General features: G+C 61.5%; 22 protein-coding genes, 1 tRNA gene and 1 pseudogene. 14 read left to right on the top strand and 10 right to left on the bottom strand.

Translation table 11 applies throughout. The features are described from left to right. Nucleotides 1–21: 21 nt before the first annotated feature. Genes QR290_RS13525 through QR290_RS13515 form a run of 3 tightly spaced genes read right to left on the bottom strand, consistent with a single transcriptional unit; the run spans nucleotide 22 to nucleotide 3091 of the window. Complete coding sequence (locus tag QR290_RS13525; protein ID WP_289205177.1) at nucleotides 22–1125, bottom strand: extracellular solute-binding protein; 1104 nt, start codon at nucleotides 1123–1125, stop codon at nucleotides 22–24. A gap of 1 nt (nucleotide 1126) precedes the next feature. Continuing rightward, complete coding sequence (gene aguB / locus QR290_RS13520) at nucleotides 1127–2035, bottom strand: N-carbamoylputrescine amidase (RefSeq protein ID WP_289205176.1); 909 nt, start codon at nucleotides 2033–2035, stop codon at nucleotides 1127–1129. Nucleotides 2036–2038: 3 nt separating this feature from the next. Beyond that, entirely contained in the window at nucleotides 2039–3091 is a 1053-nt protein-coding gene (locus QR290_RS13515; RefSeq protein ID WP_289205175.1) for an agmatine deiminase family protein, read from the bottom strand. A 137-nt stretch (nucleotides 3092–3228) separates the two neighbouring features. Between QR290_RS13515 and QR290_RS13510 the strand changes: the two genes are divergently transcribed. After that, complete coding sequence (locus tag QR290_RS13510; protein ID WP_289205174.1) at nucleotides 3229–4089, top strand: LysR substrate-binding domain-containing protein; 861 nt, start codon at nucleotides 3229–3231, stop codon at nucleotides 4087–4089. Here QR290_RS13510 and QR290_RS13505 read toward each other — a convergent pair. Beyond that, entirely contained in the window at nucleotides 4052–4993 is a 942-nt protein-coding gene (locus tag QR290_RS13505; protein WP_289205173.1) for a LysR family transcriptional regulator, read from the bottom strand. The genes QR290_RS13510 and QR290_RS13505 overlap by 38 nt on opposite strands. A 135-nt stretch (nucleotides 4994–5128) precedes the next feature. Here QR290_RS13505 and QR290_RS13500 point away from each other — a divergent pair, with 135 nt between their 5' ends. The 6 genes and pseudogenes from QR290_RS13500 (at nucleotide 5129) to leuD (ending at nucleotide 9506) form a co-directional block, all read left to right on the top strand. Further along, complete coding sequence (locus tag QR290_RS13500; protein WP_289205172.1) at nucleotides 5129–5533, top strand: RidA family protein; 405 nt, start codon at nucleotides 5129–5131, stop codon at nucleotides 5531–5533. Between the two features lie 78 nt (nucleotides 5534–5611). Beyond that, nucleotides 5612–6169 (top strand): helix-turn-helix domain-containing protein, encoded by a 558-nt coding sequence (locus QR290_RS13495; RefSeq protein ID WP_289205171.1) that lies wholly within the window; start codon nucleotides 5612–5614, stop codon nucleotides 6167–6169. Between the two features lie 85 nt (nucleotides 6170–6254). Beyond that, nucleotides 6255–6812: pseudogene (locus tag QR290_RS13490) on the top strand (HD domain-containing protein); the annotation flags it as partial. Next, nucleotides 6810–7322, top strand: coding sequence for a GNAT family N-acetyltransferase (locus QR290_RS13485; protein WP_289205292.1), 513 nt, complete (start codon nucleotides 6810–6812; stop codon nucleotides 7320–7322). The pseudogene QR290_RS13490 and the gene QR290_RS13485, both read left to right, overlap by 3 nt. 150 nt (nucleotides 7323–7472) lie before the next feature. Beyond that, entirely contained in the window at nucleotides 7473–8894 is a 1422-nt protein-coding gene (leuC, locus tag QR290_RS13480) for a 3-isopropylmalate dehydratase large subunit (protein WP_289205170.1), read from the top strand. Nucleotides 8895–8897: 3 nt separating this feature from the next. After that, nucleotides 8898–9506, top strand: a complete 609-nt coding sequence (leuD, locus tag QR290_RS13475; protein WP_289205169.1) for a 3-isopropylmalate dehydratase small subunit — start codon at nucleotides 8898–8900, stop codon at nucleotides 9504–9506. Nucleotides 9507–9543: 37 nt separating this feature from the next. Here leuD and QR290_RS13470 read toward each other — a convergent pair whose 3' ends face one another. The 3 genes from QR290_RS13470 to QR290_RS13460 form a co-directional block, all read right to left on the bottom strand. Further along, nucleotides 9544–10455, bottom strand: coding sequence for a LysR substrate-binding domain-containing protein (locus QR290_RS13470; RefSeq protein WP_115077538.1), 912 nt, complete (start codon nucleotides 10453–10455; stop codon nucleotides 9544–9546). A gap of 24 nt (nucleotides 10456–10479) precedes the next feature. Then, nucleotides 10480–10818: a VOC family protein gene (locus QR290_RS13465; RefSeq protein WP_115079933.1), complete on the bottom strand. Its 339-nt coding sequence runs from the start codon at nucleotides 10816–10818 to the stop codon at nucleotides 10480–10482. Nucleotides 10819–10927: 109 nt separating this feature from the next. After that, the gene (locus QR290_RS13460; protein WP_115077537.1) at nucleotides 10928–11824 is read right to left on the bottom strand and encodes a glycine betaine ABC transporter substrate-binding protein; all 897 of its coding nucleotides are present in this window, start codon (nucleotides 11822–11824) and stop codon (nucleotides 10928–10930) included. A 206-nt stretch (nucleotides 11825–12030) separates the two neighbouring features. Here QR290_RS13460 and QR290_RS13455 point away from each other — a divergent pair, with 206 nt between their 5' ends. Next, a complete protein-coding gene (locus tag QR290_RS13455) occupies nucleotides 12031–14067 on the top strand; it encodes an NADH:flavin oxidoreductase (RefSeq protein ID WP_289205168.1) in 2037 nt (678 codons plus the stop codon). A 47-nt stretch (nucleotides 14068–14114) separates the two neighbouring features. Here QR290_RS13455 and QR290_RS13450 read toward each other — a convergent pair whose 3' ends face one another. Further along, on the bottom strand, nucleotides 14115–14891 hold the full coding sequence (locus tag QR290_RS13450; protein ID WP_289205167.1) for a pyrroline-5-carboxylate reductase family protein: 777 nt from the start codon (nucleotides 14889–14891) through the stop codon (nucleotides 14115–14117). Then, complete coding sequence (locus QR290_RS13445) at nucleotides 14881–15588, bottom strand: TetR/AcrR family transcriptional regulator (RefSeq protein WP_085604695.1); 708 nt, start codon at nucleotides 15586–15588, stop codon at nucleotides 14881–14883. The genes QR290_RS13450 and QR290_RS13445 overlap by 11 nt, the downstream gene beginning before the upstream one ends. Nucleotides 15589–16287: 699 nt before the next feature. Here QR290_RS13445 and QR290_RS13440 point away from each other — a divergent pair. The 6 genes from QR290_RS13440 to QR290_RS13415 all read left to right on the top strand — a co-directional run bounded on the left by QR290_RS13440 (nucleotide 16288) and on the right by QR290_RS13415 (nucleotide 19927). Next, the gene (locus QR290_RS13440) at nucleotides 16288–16473 is read left to right on the top strand and encodes a DUF1843 domain-containing protein (RefSeq protein ID WP_289205166.1); all 186 of its coding nucleotides are present in this window, start codon (nucleotides 16288–16290) and stop codon (nucleotides 16471–16473) included. Nucleotides 16474–16507: 34 nt separating this feature from the next. Further along, nucleotides 16508–17134: a DUF1842 domain-containing protein gene (locus QR290_RS13435; RefSeq protein ID WP_115077533.1), complete on the top strand. Its 627-nt coding sequence runs from the start codon at nucleotides 16508–16510 to the stop codon at nucleotides 17132–17134. A 40-nt stretch (nucleotides 17135–17174) separates the two neighbouring features. Then, complete coding sequence (locus tag QR290_RS13430; RefSeq protein WP_289205165.1) at nucleotides 17175–17753, top strand: DUF1842 domain-containing protein; 579 nt, start codon at nucleotides 17175–17177, stop codon at nucleotides 17751–17753. 103 nt (nucleotides 17754–17856) lie between these two features. After that, the gene (locus QR290_RS13425) at nucleotides 17857–19320 is read left to right on the top strand and encodes a GDL motif peptide-associated radical SAM/SPASM maturase (RefSeq protein ID WP_289205164.1); all 1464 of its coding nucleotides are present in this window, start codon (nucleotides 17857–17859) and stop codon (nucleotides 19318–19320) included. 96 nt (nucleotides 19321–19416) lie between these two features. Next, on the top strand, nucleotides 19417–19623 hold the full coding sequence (locus QR290_RS13420; protein WP_007955480.1) for a hypothetical protein: 207 nt from the start codon (nucleotides 19417–19419) through the stop codon (nucleotides 19621–19623). Nucleotides 19624–19852: 229 nt separating this feature from the next. Next, nucleotides 19853–19927 (top strand) — tRNA-Gln (locus QR290_RS13415). Nucleotides 19928–19977: 50 nt separating this feature from the next. On the opposite strand, the gene QR290_RS13410 is transcribed toward QR290_RS13415, so the two are convergent. Beyond that, nucleotides 19978–20370, bottom strand: coding sequence for a DUF1801 domain-containing protein (locus tag QR290_RS13410; protein WP_289205291.1), 393 nt, complete (start codon nucleotides 20368–20370; stop codon nucleotides 19978–19980). Between the last annotated feature and the right edge of the window lie 25 nt (nucleotides 20371–20395).

The following is a 20395-nucleotide window of genomic DNA, read 5'->3' as shown; positions in this document are numbered from 1 at the left end:
CACCAAGGCAGCCCGGAAAAATCACTGTGCAGTGGCGGTCTTGAATTTGGTCCAGGTGCGCATGCGGGCGCGCATGTCGGCCTGGGGAATATCCTTGCCCGGTATCAGACGAGCATAGGTCGCTTCGTCGAGGTAGATGTCCGGGTTGTTGCGCATGGCCTCATCCACGTTTGGCCGGGCCTTGGCGTTGGAGGTCGGGTAACCGGTGAAATTGCTGATCGCGGCCATGTTCTCCGGGCGCATCACGAAGTTGATGAATTCGTAGGCGTATTCCGGGTGTTTGGCATCCACCGGAATGGCCATGGTGTCCATCCACACCGTGGTGCCCTCGCGCGGCACGCGGTACTGGAAACGGGTCTGCTTGCCGGCGCTGTCCGAGGTGCGCTGGGCCTGGGTCATGTCGCCGCTGTAGCCGAGGGACAGGCACAGGTTGCCGTTGACCAGATCGGTTACCGGTTGCGACTGAAACTTGCGAATGTACGGCCGCAGCTTCATCAACAGATCACTGGCCGCCGTCAGGTCCGCAGGCTTGGCGCTGCGCGGGTCGCGGCCCAGATAATTGAGCACCACGGCCAGCACTTCGTCCGGCGAATCGATCATCGAAATCCCGCAATCGGCGAATTTGGCCGCCAGTTCCGGTTTGAACAGCATGTCGAGGCTGTTGACCGGGGCGTCGGCCATGCGCTGCTTGATCTGCTCGGCGTTGTAGGTCAGGCCGATGGTGCCCCAGGTATAAGGCACGGTGGCCTTGTTCGAATGCTCGTAATGGCTGCGCAGTTTCTGCAGGCCCGGTTCGATGTCGTTCATCGCCGTGACTTTCGAAGGATCCAGCGGCAACAGGCTGCCGGCGCGCATCAGGCGTTCGGCCACGGTGTCGCCGGGGAAGATCAAGTCGTAGCCGCTGCCGCCGGAGAGCATCTTGGCTTCCAGGGTTTCGCTGCCGTCCATCACGTCGTAGATCACCTTGATCCCGGTTTCGGCGGTGAATTTGCTCAGGGTGTCTTCGGCGAAATAATCCGCCCAGTTGTACAGCCGCAGGGTCTTGTCTTCGGCGTGTACGGCCGGCATCAAACCGACCAGCGCCAGACCCAGAGCGCCCAGCAACCACTTGTGTGAAACAGGCATATCAGACTCCTTGGGGATTCCAGCGGGCGTTAACGTGACGGCCATCCTGGCTCAACAATGCGCCATACATTTCCGGACGGCGGTCGCGGTAGATGCCCCAACTCAAGCGATCTTCACGCATGGCGGCCAGATCCAGGCTTTGCACAAAGACACCGGTGCTGGCACGGTCGGCTTCGGCGAGCATTTTTCCCTTGTGGTTGCAGATGAACGACGAGCCGTAGAAATTCATTTGCAGCGCCGCATCGGTGCCCGCCACTTCACGGCCAACCCGGTTGGAGGCGATCACCGGCAGCAGGTTGGCAGCGGCGTGGCCACGCATGGTCATCTGCCAGTGGTCACGCGAATCCAGATCCGCGCAACCCGGTTCAGAGCCGATGGCGGTCGGGAACAGCAGCACTTCAGCGCCCATCAACGCCAGGCAGCGCGCGGTTTCCGGAAACCACTGATCCCAGCAGATGCCCACGCCGAGGCGGCCGAATGCGGTGTCCCAGACTTTGAAACCGGTGTCGCCGGGGCTGAAATATTCCTTCTCCTGATAGCCGATGGCGTTGGGAATGTGGGTCTTGCGGTACACGCCCAACAGGCGCCCGTCGGCATCGGCCACGCTCAGGGAATTGAAGTAGGCATTGCCGGCCTTCTCGTACCAGCTCAGCGGCAGCACCACGCCCAGTTCACGGGCCAGCGCGGCGAAACGCGACAGCACTTGGCTGTCGCGGTACTCCTCGGCCAGCGCCATGTGTTGATGGCTCTGTTCGATGCAGAAATACGGCGTGGCAAACAGCTCCTGCAACAGGATCACTTGCGCGCCCTGCGCGGCCGCTTCACGCACCAATTGCTCGGCGCGGTCGAGGTTGCTTTTCAAGTCCCAGGTGCACGGCATCTGGGTGGTGGCGACTTTCAGCAGCGTCATCGATCAACCCTCCACCGGCCAGGCTGGCTGTTGCTGGGTGATGCAGTGCACACCACCGCCGCCATGGGCCAGGTGATTGATCTGCACCGGCACTACTTCACGACCGGGGAACGCTTCGGCCAGGGTTTCTGCCGCCACATGGTCGGCCTCGATGCCGTACGCCGGCATGATGATCGCGCCGTTGGCGATGTAGAAATTGGTGTACGAGGCGCAGAACACTTCGGCTTCGGTATCCACCGCATCGGTGGCTTCATACAGTTCGATCAGCTCGAATTTGCGGCCCTGGGCGTCGGTGGCCAGCTCCAGCGCGCGACGGTTTTCCCGCACGACTTCGGCGTACACCGAGCTGCGATCGTGAGTCGCGTCTACCAGCAACACGCCAGGTCGGGCGAAGGCGCAGACGCCATCGACGTGGCCGTCGGTCATGTCACCCGTGACGTAATCCGGATCGCCCGGCAGCCAGATGGTTTTCTTCACGCCGAGCAGACGACTGAAGATCTCTTCCATCTCGGCCTTGCTCACGCCGGGGTTACGGTTGGGGTTGAGCAGCACCGACTCGGTAGTGATCAAGGTGCCCTCGCCGTCCACGTGAATCGCGCCGCCCTCGTTGCTCAGCGCCGTGCCAAAGCACTCGCCGCCCAGGTGATTGAGTACGCGGCGGGCCAGGCTTCCGTCTAGATCATGGGCCGACTTGCCGCCCCACGCGTTGAAGCGCCAGCTCACCCCGGCCAGACCTTGTTCCGGGTGAACCACGAAGCTCGGGCCGGAGTCGCGGCACCAGCTGTCGTTGACCGCCAGCGGAATCAGTTCGATGTTCGGTCCGCACAAGGCTTTGGCGCTGGCGATGGCCGACGGATCGACGACCATTTTCACCGGTTCGAACCGGGCGATGGCATTGGCGACGCGGGCGAAATCTTCCTGCACCAACGGCAGGGTGACGCGCCAGCCAGACTCCCACAGGGCCTGATTGTGGGGCCAGACCATCCAGGTCGCCGCGTGCGTCACCCACTCTGCCGGCATCATCCAACCGCTGTTGTTGTTTTTGTTCTGCTGCATGGTAAAAAGCCCTTTGAGTTAAGCCATTGTGTTCAATGAAAACAGCCTTGGCGGCGTTGATGTGCATGCTAATGGCGGCCTGAAGGGCAAACAAACGATGGATTTAGCGGAAAACTGATTAGAGGAACTTATCGATCATGCTGAAACACTGGCCACCCCTCAGCTCGTTGCGCGGCTTCGAAGCGGCCGCAAGGCTGGGCAGTTTTCACAAGGCCGCCGAGGAACTGAGCCTCACGCAATCGGCCATCAGCCAGCAGATCCGCAGCCTTGAGGCGTATCTGGAGCAGCCGCTGTTTTTCCGCAGCGGGCGCAGCGTCAGCCTGACCGACGCCGGCCACGATCTGCTCAGCACCACCCAGGCGATGCTGCAGCAACTGGCCGTCGGCATCCGGCGACTGGGGCAGTATCAGAAACCCAATCAACTGGTGCTCAACACCACGCCGGCGTTTGCCCGGCACTGGTTGCTGCCGCGTCTGGGGGATTTCCGCCGTCAGCATCCGAAGGTGGATCTGTGGATTTTCAGCACTGATGAAGTGCCGGACATGGCGACCCAGACCATCGATCTGGCGGTGCGCGACGACATCAGTTCGCAGGCTGAATGCAGCTTCAAGGTGCTGCATGCCGACCGCCTCTACCCCGCGTGTCATCCGAGCTTGTTAAGCGTGCCGAGCGCGCAGCGGACAACGCTGCACGGCGAGCGGGAAATGGACTGGAGCCATTGGGCGGTGGAGTCGGGAATCGATGTCGGCCAGCAGGATCAGGGTTTGAATTTCTCTGATCCGGGTTTGCTGCTGGACGCGGCATGCGGTGGGCTCGGCATCGCGCTGGTCAGCCAATTGCTCAGCCGCAAGGCCCGGGCCGACGGGCTGTTGCAGCCCTTGGTCGAAGAGACCATTCGCGGCCCCAACTGGGCGCTGCTGACCCACCGCGACAGCGAAAACGATCCGATGGCCCGCAGTTTTACCGAGTGGTTGCTGGCGAACCTGAGCGATCCATGACCGGTGCGTGGCGGGCCATCACTTCGGCGATCCAGTCGATAAACACCCGCAACTTGCGGCTGATGTGGCGGTTCGGCGGGTACGCGACGTAGAGCGGCATCGGATCGAGCTGCCAGTCTTCGAACAGCGGGATCAGCGCGCCGCTCGCCTCGTGTGCCTTGGACATGTATTTGGGCAACCACAATACACCCAGCCCCGCGAGGCCCGCCGACAAATAAGCATTGCCGTCATCGACCGCCAGCACATGGCGGCCCTTGATCTGCAAGTCTTCGTGCTCATTGCGCAAGGCATAAGGCACCGGTTTGCCGGTGCGAGCCCAGAGGAAACCGACCACCCGATGATGGCTGTCTTCCAGCTCACGGGGATGCATCGGGGTGCCGGCGCGGGCCAGGTAACCGGGCGCGGCATACACGCCCAGTTGCAGATCGGCGACCCGCCGGGCCATCAGCGATTGATCGCGCAGCTCCCCGCCACGGATCACGCAATCGACGTTTTCATCGATGATGTCGACGATCCGGTCGCTGACGCCCATGTCGATCTGGATCTCCGGGTAACGCGCACAAAACTCGGGCAGCGCCGGCACCAGAATCAGGTTGGCCAAGGGGCTGGGCACGTCGACCCGCAAGCGTCCCTTGGGCTGGGCCGCGGCACCGGGAAGGCTGGTCTCGGCGTCGTCCATGTCTGCCAGCAACCTGATCACCCGCTCGTAATAGGCCGCGCCGTCCGCCGTGGCGTTGACCTTGCGCGTGGTGCGGTTGAGCAATTTCACTCGTAACCGTGCTTCCAGTTGCTGAATGAGCTGGGTCACGGTGGTCTTGCTCATGTGCAGGGTTTCGGCGGCTTTGGTGAAACTGCCCGCCTCCACCACCCGGGCGAAGGCTTGCATCGCGTCAAAACGGTCCATATTCCACCTTTAATAGCGGCTCGATTGTTTGTAATTTGCAAACAGTGAACGCCAAGGTTGCGCGTTTATCGCGCCGAGGCAAGTCCTTAGAGTTTCTCCATCGCAGTTTTTCAACCCATTGAAGGAGACACCCCCATGACCCGTACCCAGCCAAAACGCGACGTGGTTTTTCCACCTGGACGCCACGCCCTCTACGAGCGCAATCGTTATTCCCCGGCCGTTCGCTCCAACGGTTTTCTGTTTGTCTCAGGCCAGGTCGGCAGCCTTGAGGACGGCTCGCCGGAACCGGATCTGAAACAACAGGTGCGACTGGCCTTCACCAATCTCAACGCCATCCTCGGCGCGGCCGGCGGCAGTTTCGACGATGTGGTGGACGTAACAGTGTTCATGGTCGACCCGCAATCGACCTTCGAAACCATCTGGGAAGTGGTGCCCGAGTTCTGGGGCGAGGCGCCGCATCCGACGATTACGGCGGTCGGTGTGACGTGGTTGTATGGCTTTCAGTTCGAGATCAAGGTGATTGCCAAACTGCCGGAATGACCTGACATCGCGTCGATTTGCAGCACGGGCCGACAGTCTTCAGACTGTCGGCCCGCATTCCTTTTGCGATCCATCGCCATGTCCGACACTTTGTTGAAGCCCAGCCTGCCCGGCATCGCCCTGCGCCGCTGGCGCGTGCTGCACCGCGTCAAGCAGAGCCATGCCGCCGAGTTGTTCAAGGTCACCCAGTCGACGATTTCTCGCTGGGAAAGCGGCGTGCAGGCGATGGACCCGGACGCACACCGGCAACTCGAAACGTTGCTCGCGGCGCGACTCGACAGCGCCGCCGATCAGGCCCTCGCGCGACTGGTCACGGACAGCGTCCGCCCGGTTCACCTGGTCTGCGACCTGACCCATCGTCTACTGGCCTGTTCCCCGGCCCGCGCGGCGCAGTTCAGCAGTCCGCTGGGCGATCTGCTGGGGCAATCGCTGTGGCGCTTTGCGACAGCGCAAATCCAGCACAAAGAGTCCTTGCTCGATGACACCGGTTGGCGAGAACTCCCGGCGCCGCCGGCACTGGAATTCGTCACTGGCCACAATGATTCAACCCTCGTGCCCATCCGCGAAAGCCTGTGCCGCTGGACGCGGATCGCGCTGTCGGACGGCACCGCCGCACGGCTGGTGGAAACGCTCTAGGCCGCGCGCCGCATATTTTATGCGTGGACGATGAACGAGCCCGGGCCTAGGCTTTGAGCCCTGCTCTCTTTATCCCGGCCACTGTATGAACCTCGAAAAAATCAAGGGACGCCTCGACTTCCTGCGCGAAGCGGAACAGCTCAAGGACGTCCTCAGAAGCGCCCACACCTCCTCCGGACGCAGCGAAAGCACCGCCGAACACAGCTGGCGCCTGTGCCTGATGGCGATCGTGTTCGCCGACGACCTGGCCGGGCTCGACGTGCTGAAAGTCCTGAAGATGTGCGTCATCCACGACCTCGGCGAAGCCATCAACGGTGACATTCCGGCGGTCGATCAAGCCGGTTTCCCCAACAAGGGCGAACAGGAGCGCAATGACTTGCTGCTGCTCACCCGCTCCCTGGACGACGCGCTGCGAGACGAAATCCTCGCGCTCTGGGACGACTACGAAAACGCCCGTTCCCCCGAAGCCAAAGCCGTGAAGGCCCTCGACAAGCTGGAAACACTTTTACAACACACTCAAGGCCGGAATCCGCCAGACTTCGACTACGGTTTCAACCTGGCGTACGGCAAGCGCTACACCGATGCACATCCCCTGTTCGAAACCCTCCGAACCCTGATCGACCGGGACACCCGAGAACGCATGAACACAAACATCACAATCCGCAATGAACGCCCCGAAGACTTCGACGCCATCGCCCGAATCACCGAAGCCGCGTTCCAGCACGAAGAACACTCCAGCCACACCGAACAATTCATCGTCAACGCCCTGCGCCGCGCCGGCCAGCTCAGCGTTTCGCTGGTGGCGGTGGAGAACGACACGGTGGTCGGCCATGTGGCCATTTCCCCCGTGACGATTTCCTCCGGTGCTCAGGGCTGGTACGGCCTCGGCCCGATCTCAGTGTCCCCGACCCGCCAGCAGCACGGCATCGGCTCGATGCTGATGAAAGCCTCGCTGGCGGAGTTGCAGCGCATTGGCGGGGTTGGTTGCGTGGTGCTTGGCGATCCGGGCTACTACGGGCGTTTTGGCTTCAAGGCTCATGCGGGTCTGGAGTTGCCGGGGATCCCGGCGGAGTACTTCCAGGCGTTGGCGTTTGAAGGTGAGTTGCCGGTCGGTGTCGTCAGCTACCACAAGGCTTTTGACGCCACCGCGTAACCGTTCGCGGCCATTCAAAGCGGCAGCGAACAGCTTGATTTGTTCACAATTCGTGTTTAACCGCTTCACCAATGCGCTCTTGATGCCATTTCCGCGATCAATATTCTGTCCTCATGTTGTTTTTGCCCCGGACAGAAAAGAGCGCAAACCATGCCCAGCCCGAGAACGCTGTACCAGAAGCACATCGACAGTCACACCGTCTGCACCCTCGACGATCAGGGCCACGTGCTGCTTTACATCGACCGCCAGGTCGCCAACGAATACACCAGCCCGCAAGCCTTCAGCGGCCTGCGCGATGCCGGGCGCACGGTGTGGCGGCCCGCTGCGACGCTGGCGGTGGTCGATCATGTGAACCCCACCGCACCGAAACGCATCGCGACCATGCCCGACGCCGGGGGCGCGCGGCAAGTGTCGTACTTCGAAGAAAACTGCCGCGACTTCGGCATCGAGCTGTTCGATGTGCTCGACAAGCGCCAGGGCATCGAACACGTCGTGGCGCCGGAACAGGGCTTCATTTTGCCGGGCATGGTGGTCGCCGCTGGTGACAGCCACACCACCACTTACGGCGCACTGGGCGCCTTCGGTTTCGGCATTGGCACTTCGGAAATCGAGCACCTGCTGGCGACACAGACGCTGGTCTACAAACGCCTGAAAACCCTGCGGGTGACGGTCAACGGCGAGCTGGCCGAAGGCGTCACGTCCAAGGACATCATCATGGCGCTGATCGAGAAGATCGGCGCGTCCGGCGCCACCGGTTACGCCATCGAGTTCACCGGCCCGGCCATCAGCGCCCTCAGCGTCGAGGCGCGCATGACCATCTGCAACATGGCCGTCGAGGCCGGCGCCCGGGGTGCGTTCATGGCGCCGGATGACAAGGTGTTCGCTTACCTGCAACTGAAGCCGCGTGCGCCCAAGGGCAAGATCTGGGAGCAGGCCGTCGAGCGCTGGAAAACCCTGCACAGTGATCATGGCGCGGTGTTCGATCGTGAAGTCAGCCTCGACGTCGCCGCGCTGGAGCCGATGGTGACCTGGGGCACCAGCCCCGATCAGGCCTCGCCGGTCAGCGGACACGTGCCGGACCCGGCCGCCCAGCCCGATCCGATCCTGCGTCAGGGCCTGCAGCGCGCACTCGATTACATGGGCCTGAAACCCGGCATGCCGCTGAACGAAGTGACGATCAGCCATGCCTTCATCGGTTCCTGCACCAATGCGCGGATCGAAGACTTGCGCGACGTCGCCCGCGTGGTACGCGGCAAGCGTGTGGCGGCCCACGTGCGGGCGATGATCGTTCCTGGTTCGACGCTAGTGCGCAATCAGGCCGAGGACGAAGGCCTGGCGCAGATCTTTCTCGACGCCGGTTTCGAATGGCGGCAATCGGGCTGCTCGATGTGCCTGGCGATGAACGACGACGTGCTCGCGCCGGGTGATCGTTGTGCGTCGAGCACCAATCGCAACTTCGAAGGCCGTCAGGGCGCCGGTGCGCGCACCCACCTGATGAGCCCGGCGATGGCCGCAGCCGCCGCCATCAGCGGCCATTTGACTGACGTGCGCACCGTCGCGCTGGAGGCTTGAACCATGCAACCTTTCGACACCGTCAGCGGCAGCGCCGCACCGTTTCTTGCGTCCAACATCGACACCGACGTGATCATGCCCAAGCAGTTTCTCAAGGGCATCGATCGTCAGGGACTGGATCGCGGGCTGTTCTTCGATCTGCGCTTTCTCGCCTGCGGCGAACCCAACCCTGAATTCGTGCTCAACCAGCCGGCCTGGCAGGACGCGGCGTTTCTGGTGACCGGCCCCAACTTCGGCTGCGGCTCCAGCCGCGAGCACGCGGTGTGGGGCTTGAAGCAAGTGGGAATCAGGGCCTTGATCGGCACCACGTTTGCCGGGATTTTCTACGACAACTGCCAGCGCAATGGCGTGTTGGCGATTCAGCTGGACGACGCGCAGTTCAAGCGTGTGGCGGAGTCAGTCAGCGTCCCGGCAACCGCGCGGATCAGCGTGAACCTGGCGCAGCAGAGCATCGAGCTGGCAGACGGCACACAGATCGGATTCGAGATCGATCAGTTGCGCAAACAGTCGTTGCAGCTGGGGCTGGACGCCATCGGCACCACGCTGCAACGCACCGAGCAGATCCGCGCCTTTGAAGCGCGGCATCTGGCGGACAATCCCTGGCTGGGTTGATGGCAAAAAAACGGGCGGTTCATTGAACCGCCCGTTTTCACTCCACAGACAAATCGCGGAAGTACTCTTCCAGAAATTCCACGCACACCCGCAGTTTCGCCGACTCACTGAGCCGCACCGGATAGACCGCCCAGACGTTGGCGCTCTGGGTGTACTCCTCCAGCACCTGCACTAGCCGCCCTTGCTCGAGCATCGGTTTGACGTCCCACATCGAGCGCAGCAGAATCCCGCCGCCGCTCAAGGCCCACTCCAGCACAATCTCGCCGCTGTTGGAGGACAGCGGGCCGCTGACTCGCACCGATTCTTCCTGCCCGTCCTTGGTCAGGTTCCAGATACCGAAGGCATTGTTGCGTTCCTTTAGCACCAGACAATCATGGTTTTTGAGGTCTTCAAGCGACTGCGGCGTGCCCCGGCGTTCCAGATACTCCGGCGTGGCGCACAGCACACGCCGGTTGCTGACCAGTTTGCGGGCGATGTGCTGACCCGGCACATCGTCCCCGACCAGAATTTCCAGATCGAAGCCCTCGCCCACCAGATCCACCACGCGGTCGAAGACGTCCAGACGAATGTCGAGTTTGGGGCATTCCCGGGACAGTTCGCAGATCGCCGGCGCCACATGATTACGACCGAAACCGAAGCTGCTGCAGATGTGCAGCGAGCCCGCCGGCTGGTGCCGTGCCTGGGAAATCTCGCCAAGAAACTGATCGAAATCCCCCAGCAGTTTTTCCGCCCAGATCCGCACCCGCTCGCCATCGTCGGTCAACGCGATACGCCGGGTGGTGCGGTGCAACAGCTTGGTCGCCAGCGTGGTTTCCAGCACCGAGATACGTTTGCTGACGTACGCCGGTGAATAGCCCAGCTCGTCAGCGGCGCTGGCAAAGCTGTTCTTGCGGATGACGGTGAGGAAAACCTTGAGGTCTTCGGGCAAGGGAAACGGGTTGAGGCTCATACGGGATAAGGGTCCGTCCGTGGCTCAGGCAATCTGTGAGAAAGCGAGATGGTAGCCGTTGCAGTCACGCACGCCAAAGTCTCTTGAGCCGTACGGCATGTCCTGCAACGGCCAGACGATGTCCGCCTGCCCCTTGATCGATGCGTAATAGCCTTCGATATCGCTGACCAAAAAGTAAAAGGTGCCGGAGCAGGAAACCGGCTGCCTCCAGAGATCCTGTTCAGTGAAGATCAGGCGACTGCCCTCGAACTCGACGGTGACGGTGGTTTCGAAGGAGTCCGTCACGCTGAATCCGAGGACATCACGGTAATGGTCTCGGGTACTGGCCAGATCACTGCAACGAAGGAGCAAGGTTAAGGACATGTCGACCTCGGGGGCTGTGCTGTGCAACCCGCGCATGATGACCGCACTTTGCTCCTCGCGGCAATGGACACCGCCGGGGCTGACGCTGATTGGAACCCCGGCGCCGTGATCAGGGCTGTCGACTGCTCGCGGTTTGCGTACCCGGTTCGAACATCGCCTCGAACCGCGATTTGTTGGCCGCGTAATACGCCGCGACCGCCTGATCCGATGAAGTCTGGCGCGCCTGCATCATCAAGGCTTCCAGATCTGCCTGCGGGATCGAGTAGTGGGCGAAGAAGTACGCCACCTGCGGATACTCGGCACTGAATCCCTTGCGCGCCATCGCATGGATCTGCTCGGCGCCACCGAAAATCTGCTTCGGATCATCCAGATAGCGCAACGACCATTTGGAGAACATCCAGTGCGGGCTCCAGGCATTAACCAGTGACCACTTGTCCCGTTTCAGGTTGCGATCCAGCTCATTGAGCATGCCGCTTTCCGAAGAGGCCACCAGTTTGTAGCCATCAAGCTTGTACTCCTCGATCGCCTTGACCGTGAGCTTGTACTGGCCGTTGCCCACCTCCGAGGTGAGGATCTTGCCTTCGAATTTTTCCTTCACTTGCGGCTTGTTCAGATCCTCGACACTAGCCACTTCACTGATCGGCACCGATGTCGGGACGGCCATGCCGATCCGCCCTTCATACAGCACGCCGAGGTCTTCGAGCCGATCCTTGTATTTGTCGTAGAACGCCTTGTGGGTGCTCGGCAGCCAGACCATCGGGATCAGGTCGATGTTGCCGTTGGCCAAGGCCTGGAACTGAATGCCGATATCGGCCATCACCAGTTTCACCGGTTGTTTGAGGTGATCCTGAAGCGCGGCGCTGGCGAGTTTGACGGTGATTTCGGTGTCCGACCAGTTGACCCAGCCAATGCGCACGGGCGCAGGTTCGGCGGCCTGGGCCTGTGCAGCGAGCGTGGCCAGCATCAGGGCGAAAAGCGTATTTCGATAAGGCGAATGAGCGTTCATCAAGCGTCTTCCTGGGGAGGTGGGATCGGCAGGTATGTCTCAATCTCGACGGCCTTGCGGTTGAGGCGTCTGGCGCAATCCTATGCCTGAGCGAAGCACCGCGCAAGCAAAATGTACACCTGTGTCAGCGATGATTGACACGCCTGTACAGTTGACCTAATTTCAAGTCGCCGAGCCTGATGAAGCCCACCCCGGAGCGCACCACCATGTCCAGCGATCCCCTGTTGCAGCCTTACAAAATCAAGAACCTGACGCTCAGAAACCGGATCATTACCACCGCTCACGAACCGGCCTACCCGGTTGACGGCATGCCCAAGGATTTGTATCGCGCCTACCACGTCGAACGTGCCAAGGCTGGCGTTGCCCTGACCATGACGGCCGGTTCCGCTGCGGTTTCCCGAGACAGCCCGCCGGTGTTCAACAACGTGCTCGCCTACCAGGATGAGGTAGTGAAATGGCTCAAGGACCTGACCGACGAATGCCACGAGCATGGCGCGGCGGTGATGATCCAGTTGACGCATCTGGGTCGTCGCACCCGCTGGGACAAGGCCGACTGGTTGCCGGTAGTCTCGCCGTCGCACCATCGCGAAGCGGCGCACCGCTCCTTCCCGAAGAAAATGGAAGACTGGGATATCCAGCGGATCATCAAGGACTATGTGGACGCCGCCGAGCGGATGCACGCCGCTGGCATGGACGGTCTGGAGCTGCAAGCCTACGGGCACTTGATGGACCAGTTCTGGTCACCGTTGACCAACGAACTCGACGGGCCGTATGGCGGCTCGCTGGAAAACCGCATGCGCTTCACCTTCGACATCCTGCGCGGGATCCGCCAGCGGGTCGGCGAGGATTTCCTGCTGGGCGTGCGCTACACCGGCGATGAAGGCTTGCCCGGTGGCTTCGATGCCAGCGAAGGCTTGCAGATTTCCCACCTGCTGAAAGACAGCGGGCTGGTGGATTTCCTCAATGTCGTACGCGGCCACATCGACACCGATGCAGGTCTGACCGATGTCATTCCGATCCAGGGCATGCGCAATTCGCCGCATCTGGATTTCGCCGGTGAAATCCGAGCAGCCACCGGTTTCCCGACCTTCCATGCGGCCAAAATCCCGGACGTCGCCACCGCTCGCCATGCCATCGCCTCAGGCAAGGTCGATATGGTCGGCATGACCCGGGCGCACATGACCGATCCGCATATCGTGCGCAAGATCATCGAAAAACGTGAAGAAGATATCCGCCCCTGCGTCGGCGCCAACTATTGTCTGGACCGCATCTACCAGGGCGGCGCCGCTTACTGCATCCACAACCCGGCGACCGGCCGGGAAACCACCATGCCCCACGACATTCCCAGGGCCGCACGCAAACGCAAAGTGCTGGTGATCGGCACCGGCCCTGCGGGACTTGAGGCCGCGCGGGTAGCGGGCGAACGCGGTCATGACGTTACGGTGCTGGAAGCGGCGGATCGCCCCGGCGGGCAGATCCGTCTGACCGCCCTCAGCGAACGTCGACGGGAGATGATCAGCATCATCGACTGGCGCATGGCGCAGTGCGAACGTCTGGGCGTGAAGTTTCATTTCAACACCTGGGCCGAAACCGACACGGTGCTGCAGCACGAACCGGATGTGGTGATTGTCGCCACCGGCGGCCTGCCCCACACGGACGTGCTCAGTGCCGGCAACGACCTGGTGGTTTCAACCTGGGACATCATTGCCGGTGACATCAAACCGGGCCGGCATGTCTTGATCTATGACGATGCCGGCGACCACGCTGCGCTACAGGCTGCCGAGGTCATCGCCGCCAACGGCGCGAGTGTCGAAATCGTCACCCCCGATCGCAGCTTTGCTCCGGAAGTCATGGCGATGAATCTGGTGCCCTACATGCGCAGCCTGCAGGATCTGGATGTCACCTTTACCGTCACCTATCGCGTCGATTCGGTCGAGCGCCGCGACGGGCGCCTGGTGGCAACGCTCGGCAGTGATTACGGAACGGTGCACAAGCAGCGGGTGGTGGATCAGGTGGTGGTCAATCACGGCACGATTCCGCTGGATGACCTGTATTTCGACCTGCGCGCGTATTCGAGCAATGGCGGCGCGGTGGAACAACACAACCTGATTGCCGGCAAGGCGCAGGACATTGTCACCCACCCGCAAGGGCGCTTTCAGCTGTTCAGGATTGGTGACGCCGTGGCCGCGCGCAACACCCATGCGGCCATTTACGATGCGTTACGGCTGATGAAAGACCTCTGAAACCGGCCTTCCCTCCTGTTGCAGGAGGGAAGTTGCTGTATCACCAACTACAGGCCGCGCCGGGCAACCCGGGCGCCGGCCTGTACGGCTCGCCCCACGATATCTTCGATGTTCTGCTCGTTCATCGACTGCAACGCAGCCGCCGTGACCCCGCGATATTCCATCAAGGCATCCAGCAGAGCTTGCGGTTCCCGCCCGGCCAGCAGTTGACCGCCGCCCACCACCACCGCCCGTGCCGCCCGCTGCGCAATTCGCGCGGGAATGCCGGCCGCTTCGGCCTGACTGGCGAGCGCAGCGCATAGCAGCGCCGGAAACGCCGGCCCGGTGCCGGACAACGCGCTCAGATAATCGATGCAGTCTTCATCGGGCACCTCGTCCGCCGTGCCCACGCACTCGAACAATCGCTGCAGCCAGTCGCGCTCTTCGTCGGTCAAGGGGCCGGCCACGAACCACGGCGTATAGGATTGGCGGATGTCCACCGCCGCGTTCGGCATGGCCCGCACCACCACTCGCGCCCCTGTCGCGGCACTGAGGGTGGACGCTGAAATGCCGGCCATCAGCGATACCACCGGTTTGCCCCGGGCATCGATCTTCAACTCGCGAAACTGCTCGGGCCGCACCGACAGCACGACGATATCGCTGCTGTCGACCAGTGACTGGTTGTCCCTCAACACGCGCACTCCCGGCGCAACATCAGCACTGCCCGAGCGGTTCGAAATCAGCAGATCACTCGGCCTGATGAACTCCAGGTCCAGCAACGATTCGGCAATCGCCTTGCCCAGCCAGCCCGTGCCGCCGATGATCCCCAGCGTTCTATTGGTCATCGGGCAGCGCCTCTTCGAAGGTTTCCACCAGTGGAACGAACACCCCCGGCTCCGTCTCGGCATAACCGAACTGACCGAAAAACCGGTCCAGCTCGCGTCGCTTGGGTGACTTTCCGGTGAACACGGTGACGTACTGCGGGATTCGCCGGAACCGCACGATCACGTCTTCGGTGGTTTTCATCGAGATGTAGCCGATCTGCGTGAGATAAATCGTCCGGGCGCGGGCATCGGCCGCCCCCGGCTCGTAACCGAAACGGCGAAACATCGCGGCCAGCGCATTGATCCGCGCATCGTCGGCCAACGCGATTTGCCCAGCGACTTCATCCGATTGCAACGCCCAGCTGCGCACCGCGAATTCAAACTGCGAATCGAACAACGCGGGGTTCAGCCAGCATTCGAAAACATTGAGGATCGCCTCGGACACGCTTTCGGCATAACGCTCGCACTGCCCCACCAGCCCACCGGTGTTCTTGTCCCGCCAGCGGGCCAGCAGCGCCGCGAGCAGTTGCTCTCGATCTTCGTAGAACCAGTAGAAGCTGGTGCGCGACAGGTTCAGGCGCTTGGCCAGCGGCATCACCCTGACCGCATCGACTCCGGATTCCTTCAAGGCCTCATACGCGGCGTCCAGCCAGACGTCCACGGAACCGCGCCATCCTGAATCCTGAGCCTTGTTTTTTGTCCGTCCTGCCTGCGTCATTGCAATGCACCTGTCTTTGAGACTTTGACCGGACTTTACACGGGGCGTACACGCAATGTACATCGGCGTACATTTTTCATTTTCGAATGCTCTTCAGCGCCCATGTCGATCTTGATTCAATCGCTTAAAAACGTTGCCGAAAGGACAGTTGTGCGCGCGCCAAAATCCCCGCATTGAACAGAAATGACCGTTCGGCGCTTTTTCTGGCAGCCCTGCACAAACGGGTCTAGGGTTGCGTGGCTGGCAAAATGCTGGCCACTTGGCAAACGTCGCTCGACGAGTGCCATCAGCGGCACTGGAAGAAAAATCAGGGATGGTTTTTGTGCTTGCGCGGGTATTGCACTCTTGAAGAGTGAACGACCTATCCCTGTGTTTCGTTGCTTTCTATCAAGGACAGAAAGATGAACAACGTACAGGCGAGATTTCCCCGTTTGCCCCACCGGCAACCCCCTTCATTGACGCCCGAGGCCAGGCCCGACGGTTTTGGCTGACGACGCTTGCGCGTGAGCCGGCGCTGCGGCGTCGCCATTGCGCGAACCCGATTTGCGGATTGATCAGATCCCGACGGATCAGGCTGTGACGTCGCCGAGAATCCCGGTTGCCGGTGATTCTGGCCGATGTCGTTCGCCTGCCTGTCAGGAAAGGCGCCCCTTCTGCGCAAGGGGTCGAGCGGCACACACCCACGAGGAAGGCCCCGATATGACTGGTTCAAACCACAACATCCCGCCCTACGGCGTCGCCATCCAGAGCGCGATCACCGACGGCGATCTGCAGAAGATGAAGACTTTGTTGAAGCAGCGCGATTCAACGAAGCCGGAAGCGAAGGAGCTACAAACCGCGTACGAAAACCTGGCCAAAGAAGTTTCCCGACTGGAAAAACCCTGAGGCCATTTCCCACACTGCAATGGAGGCAATCAACATGTCAGCTACTCAGCAAAATGTCGGCTTGTTCCCGGTGAGCTACCGGATCGGTACGGGTCAGCCGGGGGCGCAGAGTCTTGCGCTGAACCTGCTGGTGTCCACGCCACAGCAGCATGTCACCGGCAACGCCGCGGTGACTCAGGCGACCAATCCGCCGCTCGACATCGACTCGGACGTCTGGGGTGAATACACCTACATGACGGTGATGAAGCCCGGTGTCAGCAAGATCCTCATCACCGCCCAGGGCAACCACGGCGGCCCCGGCTCCAACTCGATCATCAACTTCAAGATCCACTTGGTGGTCGGCACCGACTGGCGCGAAGGCGTGGCCAACTATGAGTATTTCGACGGCCAGCGTTGGCACGAACTGAACAACGTGCCGGCGCATCTGGTGGAGGTGCCTTCGAATGTCCTCCAGTCTTTCAATCCCGGCCCGGTGATCGAGCCGCACAAACCGGTCCTGCCGCTGTATGCCGCGCCGATTCAGGGCGCTATTGCCAGCGGTGACCTGGCCCAGATGAAAAGCCTGTCCGCCCAGGCCAGACAGCAGCTGGAGCAACTGCCGCTGCTGCGCAAAGCAGTGGACGACGCCAACAAAGAAATCAGCCGCGTGCAAAGCCGCTGATCGGCAACTGGAACCATAACTTTCACAAGGGAGCAGCATCATGTCGATCGGACTTTTTCACACCCGCCTCATCGCCAGTAACTCACTGCTGGGCGCACCGGTTCTGACCCTCGATATCGTGGTCGATACCGTCCGCAAAAAAGTCAGCGGAACCGCCAGCGTGTTTCAAAGCACCTGGCCACCGGTGAATTTCCATGCCCGGGTCTGGGGCGACTATTCCGAGGCCCGGCTGACGCCATCGGCCGAGAACTACATCATTCTCACCCTCGGCGGTAACCCGAGCGGCCCGCTGAGTCAGATTGCCCAGACCTTCCACCTCAAGGGCATTCTGAACGACTGGACCAGCGGTTTTGTCGATTACCGCTACAACGAAGGCGGCCAGTGGCAGGACGTGCGGCACGTTGCCGTGCATCAGGCGCCGAGTGTCGAGCCTCTACCGCCCGAGCATCATGTCCATCCGCTGTATGCGGTGGCCGTGCAAACGGCTCAGGCCAGCGGTGATCTGGCGCAGTTGAAAGTCGCCGTGCAGCAAGGCGAACAACAACTGGCCCACGAGGACGCCTTGCGCAGTGCCCTTGCGCAGCTGAATGCGGAAATCGCGCGACTGGAAGCGCGCTAAGCGGTACGGCCCGGGCGCGGTCATGGGTGACCGCGCCCGGTCTTCCAGCCAATCGAGGTCAGTCCAATCGTGCCGCGCACAGGCCAGTGCGCAAGGATCTCCCATGACAGACAACCGCCCTGCCCGTTACCTTAGCGACACCGATCTCAAACGCTACGTGCCGGTACACGTGGTCTGGGAAATCACCCTCGCCTGCGACCTCAAGTGCCTGCATTGCGGCTCCCGCGCGGGGCATCGGCGCCCCGATGAACTCAACACCCGCGAATGCCTCGACGTGATCGATTCCCTCGCCGCCCTCGGCACCCGCGAGATCACCCTGATCGGCGGCGAAGCCTATTTGCGCAAGGACTGGACACAACTGATCCGCGCCATCCACGACCACGGCATGTACTGCGCGATCCAGACCGGCGGGCGCAATCTGACTCCGGCGAAGATGCAGGCAGCAGTCGATGCCGGGCTCAACGGGGTCGGCATTTCCCTGGACGGACTCGCACCGCTGCACGACAAGGTACGCAACGTGCCCGGTTCGTTCGACAAGGCCGTCGACACCCTGCGCCGGGCCAAGGCTTCGGGGCTGGCGGTGAGCGTCAACACCCAGATCGGCGCGGCCACGCTGCCGGACCTGCCGGAGTTGATGGACACCATCATCGAGCTCGGCGCCACCCATTGGCAGATCCAGATCACGGTGGCCATGGGCAACGCCGTCGACCATCCGGAACTGTTGCTCCAGCCTTATAAGTTGCTGGAAGTGATGCCGCTGCTCGCCCGGTTGTACCGCGAGGGGCTGGATCGCGGATTGCTGATGAACGTCGGCAACAACATCGGTTACTACGGCCCTTACGAACATCTGTGGCGCGGCTTCGGTGACGAGCGCGTGCACTGGAGCGGCTGCGCGGCCGGCCAGACCGTGCTGGCGCTGGAAGCGGACGGCACGGTGAAAGGCTGCCCGTCACTGGCGACCGTCGGTTTTTCCGGCGGCAACGTGCGCAACATGAGCCTGCACGATATCTGGCATTACAGCGAAGGCATGCACTTCGGTCGCCTGCGCTCGGTCGATGACCTGTGGGGCTACTGCCGAAGCTGCTATTACAACGACGTTTGCCGGGGCGGCTGCACCTGGACGTCGCATTCGCTGCTGGGCAAACCCGGCAACAATCCTTACTGCCATTACCGAACCCTGGAATTGCAAAAACAGGGTTTGCGCGAGCGTATCGTCAAAGTCGAAGACGCCGCTCAGCGCTCGTTTGCGGTAGGACGTTTTGACCTGATCACCGAACGCATCGACACCGGCGAAAAAGTCAGCAGCGTCAGCGATAGCGGGCAAGTGATCAAACTGGCCTGGATCAATCAGGGCCAGTCCTCCCCCGAGGAAGGACGCCTGCCGACGCAGCTCGCCCTGTGCCGCGACTGCCTGCAATACATCCACCCGCACGAATCGATCTGCCCACACTGCCACGCGGATGTCGCCGCCGCCGAGGCCCGACACCTGACCGACCGGGCCCGGCAGCAGGCGATCATGAAGACGCTGACCGGTTTGCTGGCGGGAGTGCCGGGTTCGATCAGCTGAGACGGGAGCGGCTGCCGTTCGCCCGGTTGCCGCGAAAAATCTCGAGCTCGCTCAGTGGCGCTGCATCCAACGTTTAAGCCAACGGAGGTCAGCGCCATGAACAACGACAGCAAAGCCCCACCCACTGATACGTCCGGCAAACCGGTCAATGTGGTGAAACGCGATCTTGAGGACCCGGACGACGACACCCGCGGCGTGGATGAAGTCATCACGCCCTCGTCGACCCGCACCAAGGAGCAGGACGCCGAGGAGTTGCAACGCAAGGTCGACGAAATCGAACGCAAGGTTGCGGACGGCAACTGAGCGGTTCGTCGAGGCAGGTCTTTGCCAGGTTTTCGGGCTACAGCGGTCGCGCCGGTTTTCATGGCGATCGCTGAAAAGCCCGAAAAACCTGACCGGCGATACCGTCCGGGAAATAAGTAGCTGTTTTCCCTGAAATTTATTGGCTTCAGGGGTTCACAGAACGCAAGAGCGCTGGTAAAGTGCCGCCCACTGTTGCAGAGGTCCTCCCGGGACTGAAACCAATAGCTACAGGGGCGTCGCCAAGCGGTAAGGCAGCAGGTTTTGATCCTGCCATGCGTTGGTTCGAATCCAGCCGCCCCTGCCATTTTTTCCTCGTTTCACCCTCCTCCGCTTCACCTCTGCCTCAACGGCAAATCACTTCTTTGAATTCAACGTAATCGCCGAACGCACCAGCGCTTTCAGAGCCTTGGCATCGATCTTGTCGTCTTCGTGAATATCAATCGCCCGCCGGGTATTGCCTTCCAGACTGGCATTGAACAGTCCTGACGGATCCTCCAGCGCCGCGCCTTTGGCAAAAGTCATTTTCACCACGGCCTTGTAGGTTTCCCCGGTGCAGATGATTCCGTTGTGTGACCAGACAGGAACACCCCGCCACTTCCACTCCTCGACGACTTCCGGATCCGCCTCGTGAATGATCGCGCGGATCTCGGCCAGCTTCTGGCCGCGCCAGTCGTTCAGTTCCTTGATTCTTGCGTCGATCAGCACAGAGGGATTCTCGGTCGCCGCGCCGTCGCTGTCCTTCTTCATATCCTTGTTCTCCAGAAAGTCTTGT

It is taken from the genome of Pseudomonas fluorescens, from assembly GCF_030344995.1.
Lineage (GTDB): Bacteria > Pseudomonadota > Gammaproteobacteria > Pseudomonadales > Pseudomonadaceae > Aquipseudomonas > Aquipseudomonas fluorescens_BF.
This window is presented reverse-complemented; position numbering and strand designations above follow the sequence as displayed.

Bases quoted from the DNA above. Each gene is read 5' to 3' on its own strand.
- QR290_RS13525 (WP_289205177.1), bottom strand. From the start codon at position 1,125: ATGCCTGTTTCACACAAGTGGTTGCTGGGCGCTCTGGGTCTGGCGCTG.
- aguB (WP_289205176.1), bottom strand. From the start codon at position 2,035: ATGACGCTGCTGAAAGTCGCCACCACCCAGATGCCGTGCACCTGGGAC.
- QR290_RS13515 (WP_289205175.1), bottom strand. From the start codon at position 3,091: ATGCAGCAGAACAAAAACAACAACAGCGGTTGGATGATGCCGGCAGAG.
- QR290_RS13510 (WP_289205174.1), top strand. From the start codon at position 3,229: ATGCTGAAACACTGGCCACCCCTCAGCTCGTTGCGCGGCTTCGAAGCG.
- QR290_RS13505 (WP_289205173.1), bottom strand. From the start codon at position 4,993: ATGGACCGTTTTGACGCGATGCAAGCCTTCGCCCGGGTGGTGGAGGCG.
- QR290_RS13500 (WP_289205172.1), top strand. From the start codon at position 5,129: ATGACCCGTACCCAGCCAAAACGCGACGTGGTTTTTCCACCTGGACGC.
- QR290_RS13495 (WP_289205171.1), top strand. From the start codon at position 5,612: ATGTCCGACACTTTGTTGAAGCCCAGCCTGCCCGGCATCGCCCTGCGC.
- QR290_RS13485 (WP_289205292.1), top strand. From the start codon at position 6,810: ATGAACACAAACATCACAATCCGCAATGAACGCCCCGAAGACTTCGAC.
- leuC (WP_289205170.1), top strand. From the start codon at position 7,473: ATGCCCAGCCCGAGAACGCTGTACCAGAAGCACATCGACAGTCACACC.
- leuD (WP_289205169.1), top strand. From the start codon at position 8,898: ATGCAACCTTTCGACACCGTCAGCGGCAGCGCCGCACCGTTTCTTGCG.
- QR290_RS13470 (WP_115077538.1), bottom strand. From the start codon at position 10,455: ATGAGCCTCAACCCGTTTCCCTTGCCCGAAGACCTCAAGGTTTTCCTC.
- QR290_RS13465 (WP_115079933.1), bottom strand. From the start codon at position 10,818: ATGTCCTTAACCTTGCTCCTTCGTTGCAGTGATCTGGCCAGTACCCGA.
- QR290_RS13460 (WP_115077537.1), bottom strand. From the start codon at position 11,824: ATGAACGCTCATTCGCCTTATCGAAATACGCTTTTCGCCCTGATGCTG.
- QR290_RS13455 (WP_289205168.1), top strand. From the start codon at position 12,031: ATGTCCAGCGATCCCCTGTTGCAGCCTTACAAAATCAAGAACCTGACG.
- QR290_RS13450 (WP_289205167.1), bottom strand. From the start codon at position 14,891: ATGACCAATAGAACGCTGGGGATCATCGGCGGCACGGGCTGGCTGGGC.
- QR290_RS13445 (WP_085604695.1), bottom strand. From the start codon at position 15,588: ATGACGCAGGCAGGACGGACAAAAAACAAGGCTCAGGATTCAGGATGG.
- QR290_RS13440 (WP_289205166.1), top strand. From the start codon at position 16,288: ATGACTGGTTCAAACCACAACATCCCGCCCTACGGCGTCGCCATCCAG.
- QR290_RS13435 (WP_115077533.1), top strand. From the start codon at position 16,508: ATGTCAGCTACTCAGCAAAATGTCGGCTTGTTCCCGGTGAGCTACCGG.
- QR290_RS13430 (WP_289205165.1), top strand. From the start codon at position 17,175: ATGTCGATCGGACTTTTTCACACCCGCCTCATCGCCAGTAACTCACTG.
- QR290_RS13425 (WP_289205164.1), top strand. From the start codon at position 17,857: ATGACAGACAACCGCCCTGCCCGTTACCTTAGCGACACCGATCTCAAA.
- QR290_RS13420 (WP_007955480.1), top strand. From the start codon at position 19,417: ATGAACAACGACAGCAAAGCCCCACCCACTGATACGTCCGGCAAACCG.
- QR290_RS13410 (WP_289205291.1), bottom strand. From the start codon at position 20,370: ATGAAGAAGGACAGCGACGGCGCGGCGACCGAGAATCCCTCTGTGCTG.